Origin of the sequence: Streptomyces sp. NBC_00076 (assembly GCF_045041235.1) — a bacterium.
Classification (GTDB): domain Bacteria; phylum Actinomycetota; class Actinomycetes; order Streptomycetales; family Streptomycetaceae; genus Streptomyces.
In genome coordinates this window covers 9,097,852-9,115,652 of record NZ_CP108242.1, presented here as the reverse complement: position 1 = coordinate 9,115,652, position 17,801 = coordinate 9,097,852, and the positions used below count along the sequence as shown (strand labels likewise).

The 17,801-nt window shown below is 71.7% G+C and carries 15 protein-coding genes; 8 read left to right on the top strand and 7 right to left on the bottom strand.

Annotated elements, in window-relative coordinates:
- Positions 1–4 precede the first annotated feature (4 nt).
- The 3 genes from galE to idi all read left to right on the top strand — a co-directional run bounded on the left by galE (position 5) and on the right by idi (position 2,829).
- Complete coding sequence (galE, locus tag OHA64_RS40945; protein ID WP_405622200.1) at positions 5–976, top strand: UDP-glucose 4-epimerase GalE; 972 nt, start codon at positions 5–7, stop codon at positions 974–976.
- A 134-nt stretch (positions 977–1,110) separates the two neighbouring features.
- On the top strand, positions 1,111–2,049 hold the full coding sequence (locus OHA64_RS40940; protein WP_405622198.1) for a cation diffusion facilitator family transporter: 939 nt from the start codon (positions 1,111–1,113) through the stop codon (positions 2,047–2,049).
- A gap of 186 nt (positions 2,050–2,235) precedes the next feature.
- On the top strand, positions 2,236–2,829 hold the full coding sequence (gene idi, locus OHA64_RS40935) for an isopentenyl-diphosphate Delta-isomerase (protein ID WP_405622196.1): 594 nt from the start codon (positions 2,236–2,238) through the stop codon (positions 2,827–2,829).
- A gap of 7 nt (positions 2,830–2,836) precedes the next feature.
- On the opposite strand, the gene OHA64_RS40930 is transcribed toward idi, so the two are convergent.
- A complete protein-coding gene (locus tag OHA64_RS40930; RefSeq protein ID WP_405624323.1) occupies positions 2,837–3,346 on the bottom strand; it encodes an ATP-binding protein in 510 nt (169 codons plus the stop codon).
- 278 nt (positions 3,347–3,624) lie between these two features.
- On the opposite strand from OHA64_RS40930, the gene OHA64_RS40925 reads away from it, so the two are divergent.
- Positions 3,625–4,380, top strand: coding sequence for an enoyl-CoA hydratase/isomerase family protein (locus OHA64_RS40925; RefSeq protein ID WP_405622194.1), 756 nt, complete (start codon positions 3,625–3,627; stop codon positions 4,378–4,380).
- Here the strand turns inward: OHA64_RS40925 and OHA64_RS40920 are convergent.
- Entirely contained in the window at positions 4,367–5,002 is a 636-nt protein-coding gene (locus OHA64_RS40920) for a DJ-1/PfpI family protein (RefSeq protein ID WP_405622192.1), read from the bottom strand. The genes OHA64_RS40925 and OHA64_RS40920 overlap by 14 nt on opposite strands.
- A gap of 21 nt (positions 5,003–5,023) precedes the next feature.
- Positions 5,024–5,980: a GlxA family transcriptional regulator gene (locus OHA64_RS40915; RefSeq protein WP_405622190.1), complete on the bottom strand. Its 957-nt coding sequence runs from the start codon at positions 5,978–5,980 to the stop codon at positions 5,024–5,026.
- A 158-nt stretch (positions 5,981–6,138) separates the two neighbouring features.
- On the opposite strand from OHA64_RS40915, the gene OHA64_RS40910 reads away from it, so the two are divergent.
- From OHA64_RS40910 to OHA64_RS40900, 3 genes are all read left to right on the top strand, one after another.
- A complete protein-coding gene (locus OHA64_RS40910) occupies positions 6,139–7,008 on the top strand; it encodes an SCO6745 family protein (protein WP_405622188.1) in 870 nt (289 codons plus the stop codon).
- Positions 7,009–7,101: 93 nt separating this feature from the next.
- The gene (locus OHA64_RS40905; RefSeq protein ID WP_267889763.1) at positions 7,102–7,227 is read left to right on the top strand and encodes an LPFR motif small protein; all 126 of its coding nucleotides are present in this window, start codon (positions 7,102–7,104) and stop codon (positions 7,225–7,227) included.
- Between the two features lie 145 nt (positions 7,228–7,372).
- Positions 7,373–9,763, top strand: coding sequence for a Tex family protein (locus tag OHA64_RS40900; RefSeq protein WP_405622186.1), 2,391 nt, complete (start codon positions 7,373–7,375; stop codon positions 9,761–9,763).
- A gap of 96 nt (positions 9,764–9,859) precedes the next feature.
- Here the strand turns inward: OHA64_RS40900 and OHA64_RS40895 are convergent, their stop codons facing one another.
- From OHA64_RS40895 to OHA64_RS40880, 4 genes are all read right to left on the bottom strand, one after another.
- Positions 9,860–11,500: an ABC-F family ATP-binding cassette domain-containing protein gene (locus OHA64_RS40895; protein ID WP_405622184.1), complete on the bottom strand. Its 1,641-nt coding sequence runs from the start codon at positions 11,498–11,500 to the stop codon at positions 9,860–9,862.
- Positions 11,501–11,548: 48 nt separating this feature from the next.
- Positions 11,549–12,574 carry an oxidoreductase gene (locus OHA64_RS40890; RefSeq protein WP_405622182.1) on the bottom strand — a complete coding sequence of 342 codons (1,026 nt, stop codon included), beginning with the start codon at positions 12,572–12,574 and terminating at the stop codon, positions 11,549–11,551.
- 313 nt (positions 12,575–12,887) lie between these two features.
- Positions 12,888–14,132, bottom strand: a complete 1,245-nt coding sequence (locus OHA64_RS40885; RefSeq protein WP_405622180.1) for a M14 family metallocarboxypeptidase — start codon at positions 14,130–14,132, stop codon at positions 12,888–12,890.
- Positions 14,129–16,084, bottom strand: coding sequence for a Xaa-Pro dipeptidyl-peptidase (locus OHA64_RS40880; RefSeq protein WP_405622178.1), 1,956 nt, complete (start codon positions 16,082–16,084; stop codon positions 14,129–14,131). Before OHA64_RS40880 ends, OHA64_RS40885 begins: the two co-directional genes overlap by 4 nt.
- A 196-nt stretch (positions 16,085–16,280) precedes the next feature.
- Between OHA64_RS40880 and OHA64_RS40875 the strand changes: the two genes are divergently transcribed.
- Positions 16,281–17,774: a M1 family metallopeptidase gene (locus OHA64_RS40875; protein WP_405622176.1), complete on the top strand. Its 1,494-nt coding sequence runs from the start codon at positions 16,281–16,283 to the stop codon at positions 17,772–17,774.
- Positions 17,775–17,801: the final 27 nt, after the last annotated feature.

The following is a 17,801-nucleotide window of genomic DNA, read 5'->3' as shown; positions in this document are numbered from 1 at the left end:
GACCATGACTTGGCTGATCACCGGCGGTGCCGGGTACATCGGGGCACATGTGGCACGGGCCATGACCGAGGCCGGCGAGCGCGTCCTCGTGCTGGACGACCTGTCGGCCGGGGTCCCCGCGCGACTCCCCGACGGCGTTCCGCTCGTGCACGGGTCGTCGCTGGACGCCGGCCTGCTGAAGCGGGTGTGCGCCGAGCACGCGGTGGCGGGGGTGGTGCACCTCGCCGCACGCAAGCAGGTCGCCGAGTCCGTGGCCCGGCCGACCCACTACTACCGGGAGAACGTCGGCGGTCTCGCCACCCTCCTGGAGGCGGTCGCCGAGGCCGGGATCAGGCGTTTCCTCTTCTCCTCGTCGGCCGCCGTGTACGGCGACCCCGACGTGGACCTGATCACGGAGGAAACCGCGTGCGCCCCGGTGAACCCGTACGGCGAGACCAAGCTGGCCGGGGAGTGGCTGGTACGGGCCGCGGGCGAGGCGCACGGCATCGCGACGACGTGCCTGCGCTACTTCAACGTCGCCGGCGCCGCCGCGCCGGAGCTGGCCGACACCGGGGTGTTCAACATCGTCCCGATGGTGTTCGACCGGCTCACCCGCGACGATGCCCCGCGCATCTTCGGCGACGACTATCCGACGCCGGACGGCACCTGCGTGCGTGACTACATTCACGTCGCGGATCTGGCCGAGGCCCATCTCGCGGCGGCCCGGCGGCTGGCCGGGGACGCCGCGCATGGGGATCTGACCGTCAACATCGGGCGCGGTGAGGGCGTGTCCGTGCGCGAGCTGATCACGGTGATCGGCGAGGTGAGCGGCGACCGGCGGGCGCCCGTCGTCGAGGCCCGGCGCCCCGGGGACGCGCCCCGCGCGGTCGCCTCGGCCGCACGGGCCGCCGAGGCGCTCGGCTGGACGGCGCGGCGCGGGGTGGAGGAGATGGTCGAGTCGGCGTGGCGGGGATGGCTGCTGCGCCACGGCCGCTGAGTCGGCGCACCGCCTGACCTGCGTAGCGTTTCCGCAGGTCACGGCACATGACAACGGTGTTCAGTGCCGCGTTGCCGGATACCCCCCACCCGTAGTTCACTGTGTTCCCGGACCGACTACAGGAGGCGCTTCTCATGGGGGCTGGGCACGATCATGGGCACACGCACGGTCCGCCGGCCGGCGGCACGGCGACCGCGGCGTACCGCGGGCGGCTACGGGTCGCGCTGTCGATCACGCTCACCGTGATGGTGGTCGAGATCATCGGCGGTGCGGTCGCCGACTCGCTAGCCCTGGTCGCGGACGCGGCCCACATGGCGACGGACGCGCTGGGCCTGGGCATGGCACTGCTGGCGATCCACTTCGCCAACCTGCCGCCGAGCGACCGGCGCACCTTCGGGTACGCCCGCGCGGAGATCCTCGCCGCGCTCGCCAACTGTCTGCTCCTGCTCGGAGTCGGCGGCTACGTGCTGTACGAGGCCATCGAGCGGTTCGTCACACCCGCCGCCACCGAGGGCGGACTGACCATCGTGTTCGGCCTGATCGGTCTGGTCGCGAACATGATCTCTCTCACGCTGCTGATGCGCGGTCAGAAGGACAGCCTGAACGTGCGCGGCGCGTTCCTGGAGGTCGCGGCTGACGCGCTGGGTTCACTCGCGGTGCTGATCTCGGCCGCGGTGATCCTGACCACCGGCTGGCAGGCGGCCGACCCGATCGCCTCCCTGGTCATCGGCCTGATGATCGTCCCGCGCACCTGGAAGCTGCTGGGCGAGACCCTCGACGTCCTGCTGGAGGCCGCCCCGAAGGGGGTCGACATCGCGGAGGTCCGGGCCCACGTACTGGCCCTGGACGGCGTCGAGGACATCCACGACCTGCACGCGTGGACGATCACCTCCGGGATGCCGGTGCTGTCGGCCCATGTGGTGGTGCGCTCCGACGTGCTCAACGCGATCGGCCACGAGAAGATGCTGCACGAGCTCCAGGGCTGCCTCGGCGACCACTTCGACGTGGAGCACTGCACCTTCCAGCTGGAGCCGGTCGGGCACGCGCGGCACGAGGCCCGGCTGTGCCACTAAAACGCCAGTTCGGCCGGTGATATGCGCGTTCTGACGGAATGCAGCGATCCGGTGCACATTGGTGCCCTCATGCCCACAGGCCCCTCCCGAGCGATTCCGTGGCCGCCGCGCCGGGCACGACCACTGCCGGGAGTGTCGTATTCGTACGGCACACTTGGGGCGCGAAGACCGAAGTGAAGGATGGGTATGCCGATCACACCTGCCACCGCGACGCACATTCCGTCGAACGGCACCGCAGACGCGATCTTGCTGGAACTGGTCGACGAGAACGGTGTGACGATCGGCACCGCGGAGAAGCTCGCCGCACACCAGCCGCCGGGACAGCTGCACCGCGCCTTCTCCGTCTTCCTCTTCGACGAGCGCGGCCGACTGCTGCTCCAGCAGCGGGCGCTCGGCAAGTACCACTCCCCCGGCGTGTGGTCCAACACCTGCTGCGGGCACCCCTATCCCGGCGAGGCCCCCTTCGCGGCGGCGGCCCGGCGGACGTACGAGGAGCTCGGGGTCTCCCCGTCGCTGCTCGCCGAGGCGGGCACGGTCCGCTACAACCACCCGGACCCGGACTCGGGCCTGGTGGAGCAGGAGTACAACCACCTCTTCGTCGGGCTGGTGCAGTCCTCGCCGCGGCCGGACCCGGAGGAGGTCGGCGAGACGGCCTTCGTGACCCCCGCCGAGCTGGCCGAGCGGCACGCGAAGGACACCTTCTCGTCCTGGTTCATGACCGTCCTGGACGCGGCCCGGCCCGCGGTCAGGGAGCTGACGGGGCCCTCCGCCGGCTGGTGAGCGGGCCCTACCGCAGCGGCGCGGGTCCGAGCGGCAGCGCGGCCCAGATCACCTTGCCGCCACTCGCGGTGTGCTCGACATCGCACACCCCGCCCGCCTCCCGGGTCACCTCGCGCACCAGCAGGAGGCCGCGGCCATTGGTCCGACCGTGGTCGGTCTCCAGGGCGGTCGGCCGGTAGGGGTGGTTGTCCTCCACGGACACCCGCAACCACTCGGCGCCGACGGCGACCTCCACGGCGAGCGTCGGCGACAGCACCGCCGCGTGCCGCACGGCGTTCGTGACCAGCTCCGAGACGATCAGCAGCACCCCCTGGGCCAGGTCCTCCGAGACCGGCACGCCCTGGCGGTACAGCAGATCCCGTACGGCGTGCCGCGCCTGCGGGACGGAGGCGTCGGCGGCGGGCGCGGTGAACCGCCACACGCCTTCGTACGGCAGCGGATCCGGCGGCCCGGGGTCGAGGGGCTCGTCCGCCCCGTCTACTGGGCGAGAGGCGGACCCGCGCCCATGGTCGTCCATCGTCCGGTCGCCACCCTTGCGCTCGACTGTCACCACACCTTGAGTGTTGGGAACCGGCTCCCCCGCCCGGTGACCTGAACAGAAGTCAGCGGGTATCGAGTGTTTGCGACCGTTGACTTACTCCGGCGACGGACATGGGACCACTTTTGTCCCCTTCACGTCGCCTTCGTGAACTAATCGGGCGGTACGCGTTTGGCGGCGACCTCGCCCGATTCGTTCCGCACGGCCTGGGCCACCCTCTCCGCCCAGCTGCTCGGCGTCTGGATAGCATCCGGCGCATGGAGCCCCAGCTGCTGCACGGTGTCGCCGACTCGGTGGCCACCGTCGTCATCCACCACCCGGCCAAGCGCAACGCGATGACCGCCGAGATGTGGCGTGCCCTGCCGCCGCTGCTCGACGCGCTCGCGGCCGATCCGGACGTACGGGCGCTGGTGCTGGCCGGTGAGGGCGGGACGTTCTGCGCGGGCGCCGACATCTCCACGCTCCAGGGGTCGCCCCAGGAGGCGCAGGGGCTGGCGGTGCGCGCCGAGGAGGCCCTCGTGGCCTTCCCGAAGCCGACGCTGGCGGCGGTGCGCGGACACTGTGTGGGCGGCGGGTCGCAGCTCGCGGCGGCCTGCGATCTGCGGTTCGCCGAGGAGGGCGCGCTGTTCGGGGTGACGCCCGCGAAGCTCGGGATCGTGTACGCGGCGTCCTCCACCCGGCGGCTGGTGTCGCTGGTGGGCCCGGCGACGACCAAGTACCTGCTGTTCTCCGGGGAGTTGATCGACACGGAACGGGCACTGCGCTCGGGTCTGGTGGACGAGGTGCTGCCCGCGGGTGAACTCGGCAAGCGGGTCGCGGAGTTCACCCGGGTCCTGGTCTCCCGCTCGCAGCTGACGCAGGCCGCGGCGAAGGAGTTCGCGGACGGGCGCACCGACCGGGACGCCCACTGGGCCGGTCAGGCACGCGGCAGCGGCGACACCGCCGAGGGTGTCGCCGCGTTCCTGGAGCGCAGACAGCCACGCTTCACCTGGAGCGTGCCTACGTCAGGATGAAGCGGCTCTTGGAGCGGAACTCCTCGACCAGGTGGGCCGGGGCCTTGCGCGGGGATCCGCAGTCGTAGGGCGGCTGCGGGTCGTACTCCGTCAACAGCTGTACGGCCCGCGCGTGTTCGTCGCCGGCGATCCGGCCGAGCAGGGTCAGCCCCATGTCGATGCCGGAGGAGACGCCGGCCGAGGTCACGTACTTGCCGTCGAACACGACCCGCTCCTGCGTCGGCTCGACCCCGAACGTCCGCATGAAGTCGAGCGCCAGCCAGTGCGAGGTCGCCCGGCGGCCCGCGAGGAGTCCGGCCGCGGCGAGCAGCAGGGAGCCGGTGCACACGGACGTCGTCCAGGTACTGGTGGCGTCGGCGGTGCGCAGCCAGTCCAGCAGGGTGGCGTTCTCCATCTGCGGCGTCTGCCCGGGCCCGCCGGGCACGACCACGATGTCGGGGCTCGGCACCTCGGCGAGCGTCTTGTCGGCGGTGAGGGCGAGGTTGCCCGTGTCGGTGCGCACGGGGCCGGTCCGCTCGGCCACGAAGACGGTCTCCGCGTCCGGGAGGCGGCCCAGGGTCTCGTACGGGCCGACGGCGTCCAGGGCGGTGAAGCGGTCGAAGAGGACGATGGCGATCTGCATCTGCTTCCTTCCAGTGGGCGATCAGCGGGCGGCGGGGCGGAACCGGCGGCGGTACTCGGCCGGGGCTGCCCCGAGGGTCTTGACGAAGGCGCGGCGCATGGCCTCGGGGGTGCCGTAACCGCTGGCACGGGAGACTTCCTCGACGCCGTCGGAGGTGTCCTCCAGGAGGCGGCGGGCGTGTTCGAGCCGGACCCGGTCGACGTATCGGCCGGGGGTCGTCCCGGTCTCGACGCGAAAGGCCCGGGCGAAGTGACGGGGCGAGAGGCTGGCGCGTTCGGCGAGGGACTCCACGGTCAGGTCGGCGGCGGGGTGCTCGGTGATCCACTGCTGGACTTCCCGCAGCGGCTCGCGCTGGGCTGTCTGGGCGGAGAGCTGGGCGCTGAACTGGGCCTGGTTGCCGGGTCGGCGCAGGAAGACGACCAGGTGGCGGGCTATGGCAAGGGCCGCGTCCCGGCCCAGGTCCTCCTCGACCAGGGCGAGCGCGAGGTCGATGCCCGAGGTGACGCCGGCGGAGGTGGAGACGTGTCCGTCGCGCACGTAGATGGGGTCCGGGTCCACCTCGACGGCCGGGTGGTCGCGGGCTAGCCGGTCGCAGTACGCCCAGTGGGTCGTGGCGCGGCAGCCGTCCAGCAGTCCGGCCTCGGCGAGCCGGATGGCCCCGGTGCACACGGAGACCAGACGCCGGGCGCGTGGGCCGTGGTCGCGCAGCCAGTCGGTCAGCCGCCGGTCGGGGCCGCTGGTGCCCTGCCCGCCCGGCACCAGCAGGGTGTGCGGGTCGGGTGCGTTGTCGAGGGCCTCGTCCGGTACGAGGGTCAGGCCGCTGGAGGTGCGCACGGGGGCGCCGTCCATGGCGGCCGTGCGGAGGCGGTACGTGCCCGGGGTGTGCTGCTCGGCACCGGCGAAGACTTCCAGGGGGCCGGTGACGTCCAGGCTCTGGACGCCGTCGAAGAGGACGACGAGAACGGTTCGCTGCGCCATGCACACGATTCTTCGGGGACACGAGGATGGCCGCAATGACGAAGAGCCCACCTTTCCTGCCATCCGACAGCTCCAGGATCAGGACCTCGGCCTCGACCTCGACCTGGAGCCGGCCCTGGACCTGGAAGAGGTACCGACCGGTCGGTAACCTGCACGTCATGACTACCGTTGCCCTGGACCCGCGCGCCGGCCGCCGCTGCCACAACGTCCTCAACTCCCTGCACGCGACGCACTACTTCTCCCCCGACCTGGGCCGGGAGCTGGGCGCGATCGGTGTCACGCACCCGCGGGCCGTCAACTTCGCGGTACGGGCGGCCGCGTTGGGGCCGGTCGGGGCCGGCGCGGTGACGGCGGCGTTCTACAACTACAAGCACGAGCTGGTGGCCCGGCACGTGCCCGCGGTGTGGGAGACCGCCACGCCCGAGCAGGTCCTGGCGGCACGCGCGCGTGCCGTCGACGCGACGCTGCGCCGTCTGCTGGGCGAGGAGGCGGTGACGTCGAAGGAGATGGCGGAGGCCGCCGGTCTGGCCCTGCGCGCCGCCGAGGCCTGCTCGCGCGGCGGTCGCCCGCTGTACTCCGCGCACGCCGACCTGCCGGTGCCGAAGGAGCCGCACCTTGCCTACTGGCACACGGCCACCCTGCTGCGCGAACACCGGGGCGACGGGCACCTCGCCGTTCTGGTGTCCGCGGAGCTCGACGGCCTGGAGGCCGTGGTCACCCACACGGCGACCGGCAAGGGCATGACGCCGAAGTGGGTGTCCGACACCCGTGGCTGGACCCGGGAGGAGTGGGACGCCGCGGCCGGGCGGCTGCTCGGGCGCGGCCTGCTGGACGAGGACGGCGAACTGACCGAGCGCGGGCTCGCGCTGCGCGAGGAGATCGAGCGGGAGACGGACCGGCTGGACCGGGCCCCGTACGAGCACCTGGGCGCGGACGGCGTGGCGCGCCTGACCGAGCTCGGCACGGGTTTCGCACGCGCCGCGCTCGCCGCCGGCGCCTTCCCGGCGGACCTGCTCGGCAAGCGCTGATCATTTCTGTCACGGCTGCGAAGCATGCCCGGCCGTTCGCGAGGTACCCGCTTCCTCCCGGTCGTGGTGGCCGGGAGAGGAAAGGGGAAACTCGTGTTCCGTGCGATCGCAGACGTACTGCGCCAGATCGGTGGGGCCATCGCCACCGTCGTGACGCTGCCCTTCCGGGCACTGGCCCGCCTCTTCGGCGGCGCGTCGAGCTCGACCCGCCGGGCCTGAGTCCCGGAACGTTCGCCGGGCCCGCGGCGACACGCCGCGGGCGGCGGCCCCTCCCGGCCCGCCGGGAGACCGCCCTGATCCCCAGGTGTCGGTGCCACCTGCCACAATTGCCGCGCAACCCCAGTGGAGAAGGCGGTACGGGATCGTGACGACACCCGGATCCATCGAAGTAGGGTCCATCGAAGGCAGGATCGCCGAGGAACTCGGCGTACGGGAGCGGCAGGTCAAGGCTGCCGTGGAGCTGCTGGACGGCGGTTCCACGGTTCCCTTCATCGCCCGCTACCGCAAGGAAGCGACCGAGATGCTCGACGACGCGCAGCTGCGCACGCTCGAGGAGCGGCTGCGTTATCTGCGGGAGCTGGAGGAGCGCCGGACGGCGATCCTCGAGTCGGTGCGCGAGCAGGGCAAGCTCACCGAGGAGCTGGAGGCGCGGATCCGGGGTGCCGAGACCAAGGCGCGCCTGGAGGACATCTACCTGCCGTTCAAGCCGAAGCGGCGCACCAAGGCGCAGATCGCGCGCGAGGCGGGCCTGGAGCCGCTGGCCGAGGGGCTGCTCGGCGACCCGAGCGTGGACCCGCTCGCCGCGGCAGCCGCGTTCGTCGACGCCGACAAGGGCGTCGCCGATCCGCAGGCCGCCCTCGACGGCGCCCGGTCGATCCTCACCGAGCGGTTCTCCGAGGACGCCGACCTGATCGGCGAGCTGCGCGAGCGCATGTGGGTGCGGGGGCGGCTGGCCGCCAAGGTCCGGGACGGCAAGGAGGAGGCGGGCGCCAAGTTCGCCGACTACTTCGACTTCTCCCAGCCGTTCACCGAGCTGCCCTCGCACCGCGTCCTGGCGATGCTGCGCGGCGAGAAGGAGGAGGTCCTCGATCTCGTCCTGGAGCCGGAGGAGCCCTCCGAGCAGCCCGGGCCGTCCTCGTACGAGGGAATGGTCGCGCACCGTTTCGGCATCGCCGACCGGGGCCGTCCCGGTGACAAGTGGCTGCAGGACACCGTCCGTTGGGCGTGGCGCACCCGGCTCCTCGTGCACCTGGGCATCGACCTCAGGCTGCGGCTGCGCACGGCCGCCGAGGACGAGGCGGTGAACGTCTTCGCCGCGAACCTGCGCGACCTGCTGCTCGCCGCGCCGGCCGGCACCCGCGCCACACTCGGCCTGGACCCGGGTTTCCGTACGGGCGTGAAGGTCGCCGTCGTCGACGCCACCGGCAAGGTGGTCGCGACGGACGTCATCCACCCGCACGTCCCGGCGAACCGGTGGGACGAGGCGATCGCCAAGCTGGCGCGCCTCGCGAAGGAGCACGCGGTCGAGCTGGTCGCGATCGGCAACGGCACGGCGTCCCGCGAGACCGACAAGCTCGCCGGTGAACTCATCACCAAGCACCCGGAGTTGAAGCTCACCAAGGTGATGGTGTCCGAGGCGGGCGCTTCGGTGTACTCGGCCTCCGCGTTCGCCTCGCAGGAGCTGCCCGACATGGACGTGTCGCTGCGCGGAGCCGTGTCGATCGCGCGCCGGCTCCAGGACCCGCTGGCCGAGCTGGTGAAGATCGACCCGAAGTCCATCGGGGTCGGCCAGTACCAGCACGACCTGTCCGAGGTGAAGCTGTCGCGTTCGCTGGACGCGGTGGTGGAGGACTGTGTGAACGGCGTCGGTGTCGACGTCAACACGGCCTCGGCCCCGCTGCTGTCCCGCGTCTCCGGCATCACCTCGGGGCTCGCCGAGAACATCGTGTCGCACCGCGACGCCAACGGGCCCTTCAAGTCGCGCACCCAGCTGAAGGGCGTGGCACGGCTGGGCCCGAAGGCGTACGAGCAGTGCGCGGGCTTCCTCCGTATCCGCGGCGGCGACGACCCGCTCGACGCGTCCAGCGTGCACCCGGAGGCGTATCCGGTGGTGCGGAGGATGGTGAAGACGTCCGGGCAGGCGGTCGCCTCGCTGGTCGGCAACACCGGTGTGCTGCGCTCGCTGAAGGCGCGGGAGTTCGTGGACGACACCTTCGGTCTGCCGACCGTGACGGACATCCTCAAGGAGCTGGAGAAGCCGGGACGCGACCCGCGGCCCGCGTTCAAGACGGCCACCTTCAAGGACGGTGTCGAGAAGCTCGCCGACCTGGCCTCCGGGATGATCCTGGAGGGTGTGGTCACCAACGTGGCGGCGTTCGGGGCGTTCGTGGACGTCGGTGTCCACCAGGACGGGCTGGTGCACGTCTCCGCGATGTCGAAGACGTTCGTCAAGGACCCGCGGGACGTGGTGAAGCCGGGCGACATCGTCAAGGTGAAGGTCCTCGACGTCGACATCCCGCGCAAGCGGATCTCGCTGACGCTGCGGCTCGAGGACGAGGCGGCTCCGCAGGAGCGGCAGCAGGGCTCGGGCGGGGGCGAGCGGCGGCAGCGGGGCGGGCGTCCTCCGCAGCAGCGGCAGAACCGCGGTGGCGGTGGCGGCGGTGGCTCGCGTCAGGCGCCGCCGCCCGCCAACAGCGCGATGGCGGACGCCCTGCGCCGCGCGGGGCTCACCGACCCGAACAAGGGCCGGCGCTGAGCGCCCGGGCCCGGACTCCGGCGTCGCCGGAGTCCGGGCCCGGTCCCCTCGTAGGGGGCCGTCATGTCGACCTCACACGTCGCGCCGCCCCGTAGGTCAGCGCTCCGTCACCTTCCCCGCCGCCACCTCCAGACGCCGAGTGGTGTGGACGGCGTCGAGCATCCGGCGGTCGTGGGTCACCAGGAGCAGCGTGCCCTCGTAGGAGTCGAGCGCCGACTCCAGTTGTTCGATGGCCGGCAGGTCGAGGTGGTTGGTCGGCTCGTCGAGGACCAGGAGGTTGACGCCCCGGCCCTGGAGCAGGGCCAGCGCGGCCCGGGTGCGTTCGCCCGGGGAGAGGGTCGAGGCCGGACGCAGGACGTGTTCCGCCTTGAGGCCGAACTTGGCCAGGAGGGTGCGGACCTCGGCCGGTTCGGTGTCCGGGACGGCCGCGCCGAAGGCGTCCAGCAGGGACTCCGAGCCGTGGAACAGCTTCCGGGCCTGGTCGACCTCGCCGACCAGGACCCCGGAGCCGAGGGAGGCGGAGCCGGCGTCCACCGGGACACGGCCCAGCAGGGCGCCCAGCAGGGTGGACTTGCCCGAGCCGTTCGCGCCGGTCACCGCGATCCGGTCCGCCCAGTCGATCTGCAGGGACACCGGCCCGAGCACGAAGTCGCCGCGCCGTACCTCGGCGTCCCGCAGGGTCGCGACGACCGAGCCGGACCGCGGGGCCGCCGCGATCTCCATGCGCAGTTCCCACTCCTTGCGGGGCTCCTCGACCACGTCGAGACGCTCGATCATGCGCTGCGTCTGCCGGGCCTTGGAGGCCTGTTTCTCGCTGGCCTCGCTGCGGAACTTGCGGCCGATCTTGTCGTTGTCGTTGCCCGCCTTGCGCCGTGCGTTCTTGACGCCCTTGTCCATCCAGGAGCGCTGCATCTGGGCGCGCCCTTCCAGCGCGGACCGCTTGTCGGCGTACTCCTCGAAGTCCTCGCGGGCGTGCCGGCGCGCCACGTCCCGCTCCTCCAGATAGCCCTCGTAGCCGCCGCCGTACAGAGTGATCTGCTGCTGTGCGAGGTCGAGTTCGAGGACCTTGGTGACCGTGCGGGTGAGGAACTCCCGGTCGTGGCTGACCACGACGGTGCCGGCGCGCAGCCCGCTCACGAAGCGTTCGAGGCGCTCCAGGCCGTCCAGGTCGAGGTCGTTGGTCGGCTCGTCGAGGAGGAAGACGTCGTAGCGGGACAGGAGCAGCGAGGCCAGTCCGGCTCGGGCGGCCTGGCCGCCGGACAGGGCCGTCATCGGCTGGTCCAGGTCCACGGTCAGGCCGAGCGAGTCGGCGACCTCCTCGGCCCGCTCGTCCAGGTCGGCGCCGCCGAGGCCGAGCCATCGCTCCAGGCTCGTGGCGTACGCGTCGTCCGCGCCCGGTGCCCCGTCGACGAGGGCCTGGGTGGCCTCGTCCATCACCCGCTGGGCCTCGGCCACGCCGGTGCGTCGGGCCAGGAACTCCCGCACGGTCTCCCCCGGCCGGCGTTCCGGCTCCTGCGGCAGATGCCCGACGGTCGCCGTCGGCGGGGACAGCTTGAGCTCCCCCTCCTCCGGCGTGCTCAGCCCGGCGAGCAGCCTGAGCAGGGTGGACTTTCCGGCGCCGTTGGCTCCGACCAGCCCGATCACATCACCGGGCGCTACGACGAGGTCGAGCCCGGCGAACAGGGAGCGGTCGCCGTGCCCGGCGGTGAGGTTCTTGGCGACGAGAGTGGCAGTCATCAGACCGCCGATCCTAATGTGCGTCCTCGGCGGCCCGCGCCCCGGTTCTCAGTGCGCGATCGCCTCCACCAGGACACTCCCCGAGGTCCGCGCCACCACGAAGGACTCCCCCTTCACCGCCTTGGCGTCCAGGGCGATCCGGTGGCTGCCCGCTTCCAGGACACCGTCGAAGAGCTCGTGAGTGTGGGTGCGGTAGAGGCGGTCGAGGCGGTACGCGGTGAGGCGGACCCGGCACGGGGAGGTGACCTCGACGCCCGCCTCGCCGTCGGCGGCGACCAGGCGGGTGAGGCGGCGCCGCTCGGCCGGGCCGCGGTCGAGGGCGTGCTCGATCTGGGCGACGAGGAGGGGCACGATCGGGGCGAGGCCGTCCACGTAGGCGACCTCGACGCCGGCCTGTGCGAAGGAGTGGCGTACGGCGGCACGTTCCTCCTGGGTGATCGCGCGGCCGAAGACGACGGCGCCGTAGCCGCGCAGTTCGTCGGCGTGGACATCCTGTGCGTCGCGGGTGATGTCGGCGCCGATGCCGATGGTGCGCAGCGCGGCGGCGAGCTTGGCCAACAGGGCGACGCGGGCGCCGATCAGCAGGACCCGGCGGCGGTGCGCGTCGGGTGCGGCACCGTCCAGCAGGGCGGCCAGCGCGGAGCGGTACTCGGCGCCGCGGAAACGGAACGGGCCGATGCCGTGGTAGCCGTTGAGCTCCAGGTCGGCGCGCTGGTCCGTCTGCCAGGCGAAGTCCCGCCAGACGAAGTCGTCACCGTCGTGTTCGATCACGGCGGTGACGGCACCGCACGCCAGGTCCTCGCACTCGGGGCAGCCGTAGACGACGTAGCGGCCGTCGGGCAGCGGCGCCCCGGTCTCCAGGAGCAGGCTGCGGACCTGGGCGGTGAAGATCGCGGGCGGGACGTCGGAGGCGAGTGGGGAGACGGCGTCGAGGTCGGAGAGCTGGAAGAGCAGCGGGCGTCCGTCGACGATGAAGTCCACGAAGTCCCGGTGCACCTGGTAGCCACCGTCGGCGAGGACTCCACCGGCACGCATCGCCGGTGCCAGGCCGAAGGTCGCGTATGCGGCAGACATGCTGTGAGTATCCCCAGACCGGGACCAGTATGAGCACGGCATGACGTATTCCGCCGAAGTCCCCGCGTGGAGGGCGAGCTGGAGGCCGGTGTCGTGGTGGTCGGCGGTGTGATGGGGGATGACGCCGCCGCGCGATCGGCGGGTGCGGACGCGGGATCCGGTCGAACGGTCGGTGACCGGCGTACGCATGGTCGAAGGGGTAGAGGGCGAGGCGGACCTGGACGAGGCGCTCGCCTGGGCGGGCGCCCGGGGGATGCGCGTAGGAGGCGGCGGAACTGACCGCCGCCTCCTACGCGTAAGGCCCGTGGGCGGGTCAGCAGTCGGTGACCGCCTCGGCGGCCGTGAGGTGGTACGGGGCGCGTTCGTCGAGGAGCAGCGGGACGAGGGCGCGCAGGGACTGGCGGAGCGGGACGTAGGTGCCCTTCGTCCGCACTCCGTGCAGGGCGAGTTCGTCCTTGACCTCGGCGTACTGGTCGGTGGTGAGCCGGTAGCCGCAGGGCGGGTCCTGGATCACCTCGGCCGGTTCCGGCGGATCGTTGTCGGCGCCGCCGAGGTAGACGGGTCCGGTGTCGGTGTGACCGGCGCGCCGGGCCGAGTCCGTCACCGTCTCGACCCGGGTCCTGCGTTCGTCGGTGAACCGCACCAGGCCCTTGAGGGCGGCCAGTTGGGAGTCGACCCGGCGTCGGTTGTTGGCCGCCTCCGTGACGTCCGCGAGCGGCTCGACCCGGCTCTCTATGAGCAGGCCGAGCGCGTGCTTGACGCCGGACATGTTCCGCAGGATGCGCTCCTGCCCGTCCCCGGCGACCTGCCGGATCGGCTCGCCGGTGTCGGGGTCGGTCCAGATGCCGTACGTGCCGGTCGAGTACCCGGCACCGCGCGCGGCGGGGCGGACGTAGGCCTCGGACAGGGTCTCGGCCTCGTCGTGGACGGCCGCGTCCGTGTTGAGGTTGCGCGGCCACAGGTCGAAGAGGTCCTTGTCGTAGTACGGGGGTGTGGCTCCGTACTCGTGCAAGTCGTAGATCAGGTCGGGGCGTTGGTCCCGGATGACCGCGGCCGTCGCGCGTCCCTCGGCGGTCTTCAGGGCGAGGTGGTCACGGTTGACGTCGATTCCGTCGCTGTTGCCGCGAGTGTCTGCGGCGCGGCCGTCGGGATTGGCGGTCGGGACGACGAGCAGGGTGGTGCGTTCCAGGAACCGTCGGGTCGGGCGGTCCTTCGCATACGCCAGGTCGCGGATCGTGGTCAGGCAGGCCTCTCGGCCGGACGGTTCGTCGCCGTGCTGGCTGCACATGAGCAGCACCTTGTTCGGGGCGTGCCCGGCGCCGATCCGGACGAGTTGGAGGGGGCGGCCCTGTTTCGTCGTCCCGATGGGGGTGACGGAGACACGTGCGCTCGCCCGGTCGACGGCGGCGAGGAAACTCTGTTCCTCGGGCTGGGACGTCCAGCGGGCGCCGTGCGACTGCTCGAATCCGGTGCGGGGCGGTGCCTCCGTGGCGGGTGCCGGCACCGCGACCAGGGAGGCGGCCAGGGCCGCGGTCGTGAGGGTCAGGGCGCGGATCATCGGCCTCCTCCAGGGATGCGCTGGGTGCCGCGCGGCGCGGTCACGCCGTCGAGGGTGGTGGCCTCGGGCGCCGCGGTCATGGAGCCGGTGGTGGCGTGGGCGAAGGCGGCCGTTCCGCCGACGAACGGGACGCGGGCCGAGGTGCGGGACAGGTCGAGGGTGAGCGTGGGCCTGGTGGACGGCGGGTCGATGAGGTCCTTGTCGGTGCCCGCGACGATCAGGGCGAGGCGGTGTCCGGCCGGGACGACGTGGTCGGTGGCGCCCAGGTCGAGGGTGATGGTGTACGCCTTGCCCGGGGTGAGCGGACGGCCCTTCGCAGCGGACGCGTGGTTGCCGAGGTCGGCCCAGCCGCGGCTGACGACCGTCTGGTCGACGGCGGTGGTCTTCGCCCGGGTCTCCTTGAAGCAGGCGCTGTCGCCGGTGGTGCTCGCGCCCCAGCAGGTGCGGTCGGTGAGCGTGCTGATGCCTTCGCCGGCGGCGCCGTAGTCACGGATGGTGTCGGGGCCGAGGTCCACCAGGACGGCGGACAGGTGGGCCGTGGAGGTGGTCGGGGTGGCGGTGACGGTGACCTTGGAGGAACCGGACAGGCGCAGGTCCCGGGTGAGCGGTCCGGTGGTGAAGCCCGCCTTGTCCGGGGTCGAGCTGTCGATCCGGGCGGCCCAGTCGGTCTCGCTCAGCTGCGGGTCGTCGGTGAAGGTCTCGGTGCCGGTGCCCTTGCGCAGGCCGAGCGTGCCGGCGCCCTCCTGGCCGCCTTCGGCGGGGCGCAGGGTCGTGGCGCCGGTGCCGCGCGGCGGCCATGCCGTCGAGGTGACCCACTGGTCGGGGTGGCGTTCGATGTCGGCCATCGGCTCGCGGTCGATGCCGTTGTCGTAGCCGAGGAGTTCGTGGTCGAACCAGCGGTGCAGGGTGTCGACCCAGGTGGCGCGGCGGAAGTCGAACGGGTCGACGTGACCGGTCTGGGAGAGCCAGATCTTGCGCTCGACGCCGTTCTTCGCGAGGGCGTCCCACCACGGACCGACGTGCTGCATCCGGACGTTGAGGTCCTGCATGCCGTGGATCAGGAAGACGCTCGCCTTCACCTTCGAGGCGGCCTTGATGTAGTCGCGCTCGGCCCACAGTCCGGTCAGGTCACCGGTGCGCGGGGCCCCGTCGACGAGTTTCTGCTGGACGGTGGCGCACCTGGCGCGGGCGTCGGGGCTGTCGACGTAGTCGGACAGCCAGTCGGGGCCGGAGTCGTAGAGGGGGGCGCCCTTGGAGAAGTAGTAGTCGTACCAGGTGGAGATGGCACTGATCGGCACGATGGTCTTCAGGCCCTTGACGCCGGTGGCGGCCACGCCGTTGGCGATGGTGCCGTCCCAGCTCTTGCCGATCATGCCGGTTCGGCCGTTGGTCCAGGTCGCCTCGGCGCGGGTGCTGCCGGTGCGGGTGGTGTAGGCCTTGCCGCGGCCGTTCAGCCAGTCGACGACGGCCTTCGCGGACTGGATGTCGGAGCGTCCGCCGACGTCCACACAGCCGTCGGAACGGTTGGTGCCGGCGAGGTCGACACCGACGAAGGCGTAGCCGCGCGGCACGAAGTAGTTGTCGTAGAACAGCGGCGCCTGGACGACGTTGCCCTGGGCGTCATAGGTCTTGAGCTGGCTCTCGTTGCCACGCCCGCAGCAGGAGTAGTACGGGCTGGCGTCCATGATCACGGGTACCTTGCGGCCCTGCTGGGCGGGTTCGCGCGGGCGGACTATGTCGGCGGCGACGCGGTCGGTCCTCCCGTCGCCGTCGCCGTCGAGTCCGGTGTCCACCCAGACGGCTTCGCGGACGGCGTTCTCGTACGAGTAGACGGGCCGGCTCTCGCGCGGGGCCGGGTGGGCCACGGCCGGGGTGAGGAGGGCGGCCGTCAGGGCTGCGACGGCCACCGAGGCGAGCGATCTCCAGGTCGTGAGGCGCATGGGTGTCGGCATGCGCGGGACGGTACATCGGTCAACTCCCGTGCAGAAGAGGGCAATCACGCGCGGGTGGTGTGCAAGGGGCTTCCGGGAAGAGGCTCATGACGGCCGAATGGCATTCGTGTGACAGGGGTGGCCGTGCACAGGCCAGGGCTCACAGGGACTGAATAGGCTGCGAACAGACTTGGTGCCCCTACGACTTGGAGCTTTCGTGCACCGCAGATTCTTCGCGCCGGGCGCTGTCGCCGCGGCGACCGTACTGCTGGCGATCCCGGCATCGGCCGCGAGTCACACCCCCGGCGCCCCGGGGATCGGCGATCCGTACTACCCGGACTACGGCAACGGCGGATACGACGTCTCCCACTACGACCTGCGGCTGAAGTACCAGCCGGACACGGACGAGTTGGAGGGCACGGCGACCCTGCTGGCCCGTACCACGCAGGACCTGTCCCGGTTCGACCTGGACCTCCTGCTGGACGTCGGCGAGGTGCGGGTCAACGGTGAGAGGGCGTCCTTCGCGACCTCCGGAGAGCACGAGCTGGAGATCACGCCGCAGACGCCCCTGTCCAAGGGAACGGCGATCACCGTCGTGGTGCGCTACAGCGGGGTGCCCTCGTCGAAGCAGGCGTACGGCTTCACCAGCTGGCACCGGACTCCGGACGGCGGTGTCGGGGCGAACGAGCCCGAGGCGGCCTGGTGGTGGTTCCCCAGCAACGACCACCCCCTCGACAAGGCCACCTACGACGTTTCGGTGCAGGTTCCGGACGGCACCCAGGCGATCTCCAACGGCACGCTGCAGTCCACGAGTTCGCGAGCCGGCTGGACCCGGTACAGCTGGCGGTCGAACAAGCCGCAGGCCACGTATCTGGCGACGCTGGCCGTCGGCAGGTTCGACATCACCACCGGCACGACCGAGAGCGGCATCCCGGTCGTCAACGCCTACAGCAAGGACCTCGGTGACAACGACGGCGCGGCTCGGGCGAGTGTCGAGCGGACCGGGGAGATCGCTGACTGGCTGACCGGGCACTTCGGGCCGTATCCGTTCAACGCGCTCGGCGGGTACGTGCCGAACGTGACCACCGGGTACGCGCTGGAGACGCAGACCCGGCCCTTCTACAGCCCGCGGCAGTTCGCGAACGGGTCGAACACCTCCGTGGTCGTGCACGAGCTCGCCCACCAGTGGTACGGCGATCTGGTGTCCGTCTCCGGCTGGAAGGACATCTGGATCAGCGAGGGTTTCGCGCGGTACGCGCAGTGGCTGTGGTCAGAGCACGAGGGCGAGGGCACGGCACAGGAACTCGCCGACCACGTGTACGCCTCGCACCCTGCCGACGACCCGTTCTGGACGGTGAAGCCCGGGGATCCCGGCCCGGAGAACCAGTTCCACGCCGCGGTCTACGACCGGGGCGCGCTGGCCCTTCAGGCGCTGCGGAACGAGATCGGGGACGAGTCGTTCTTCACCGTCCTGAAGGGGTGGCCGCAGAAGTACGCCTACGGCAACGCGTCGGTCGCCGATTTCCGGACGTACGCCGAGCAGGTGTCCGGGAAGCCGCTGGGACCGCTGTTCGACACCTGGCTGTTCCAGCCGTCGAAGCCGACGGTGTCCGCGGCGCGCGGCGTCTTTGTCGCGGGGGCCGCGGTGGCCGGCGTACCGCCGAAGTCATGGAAGAAGATCGCGGCGACGAACGACGTGCACGAGCGGTAGGCGAGTGGTTCCTCCCGTGTGCCGGGA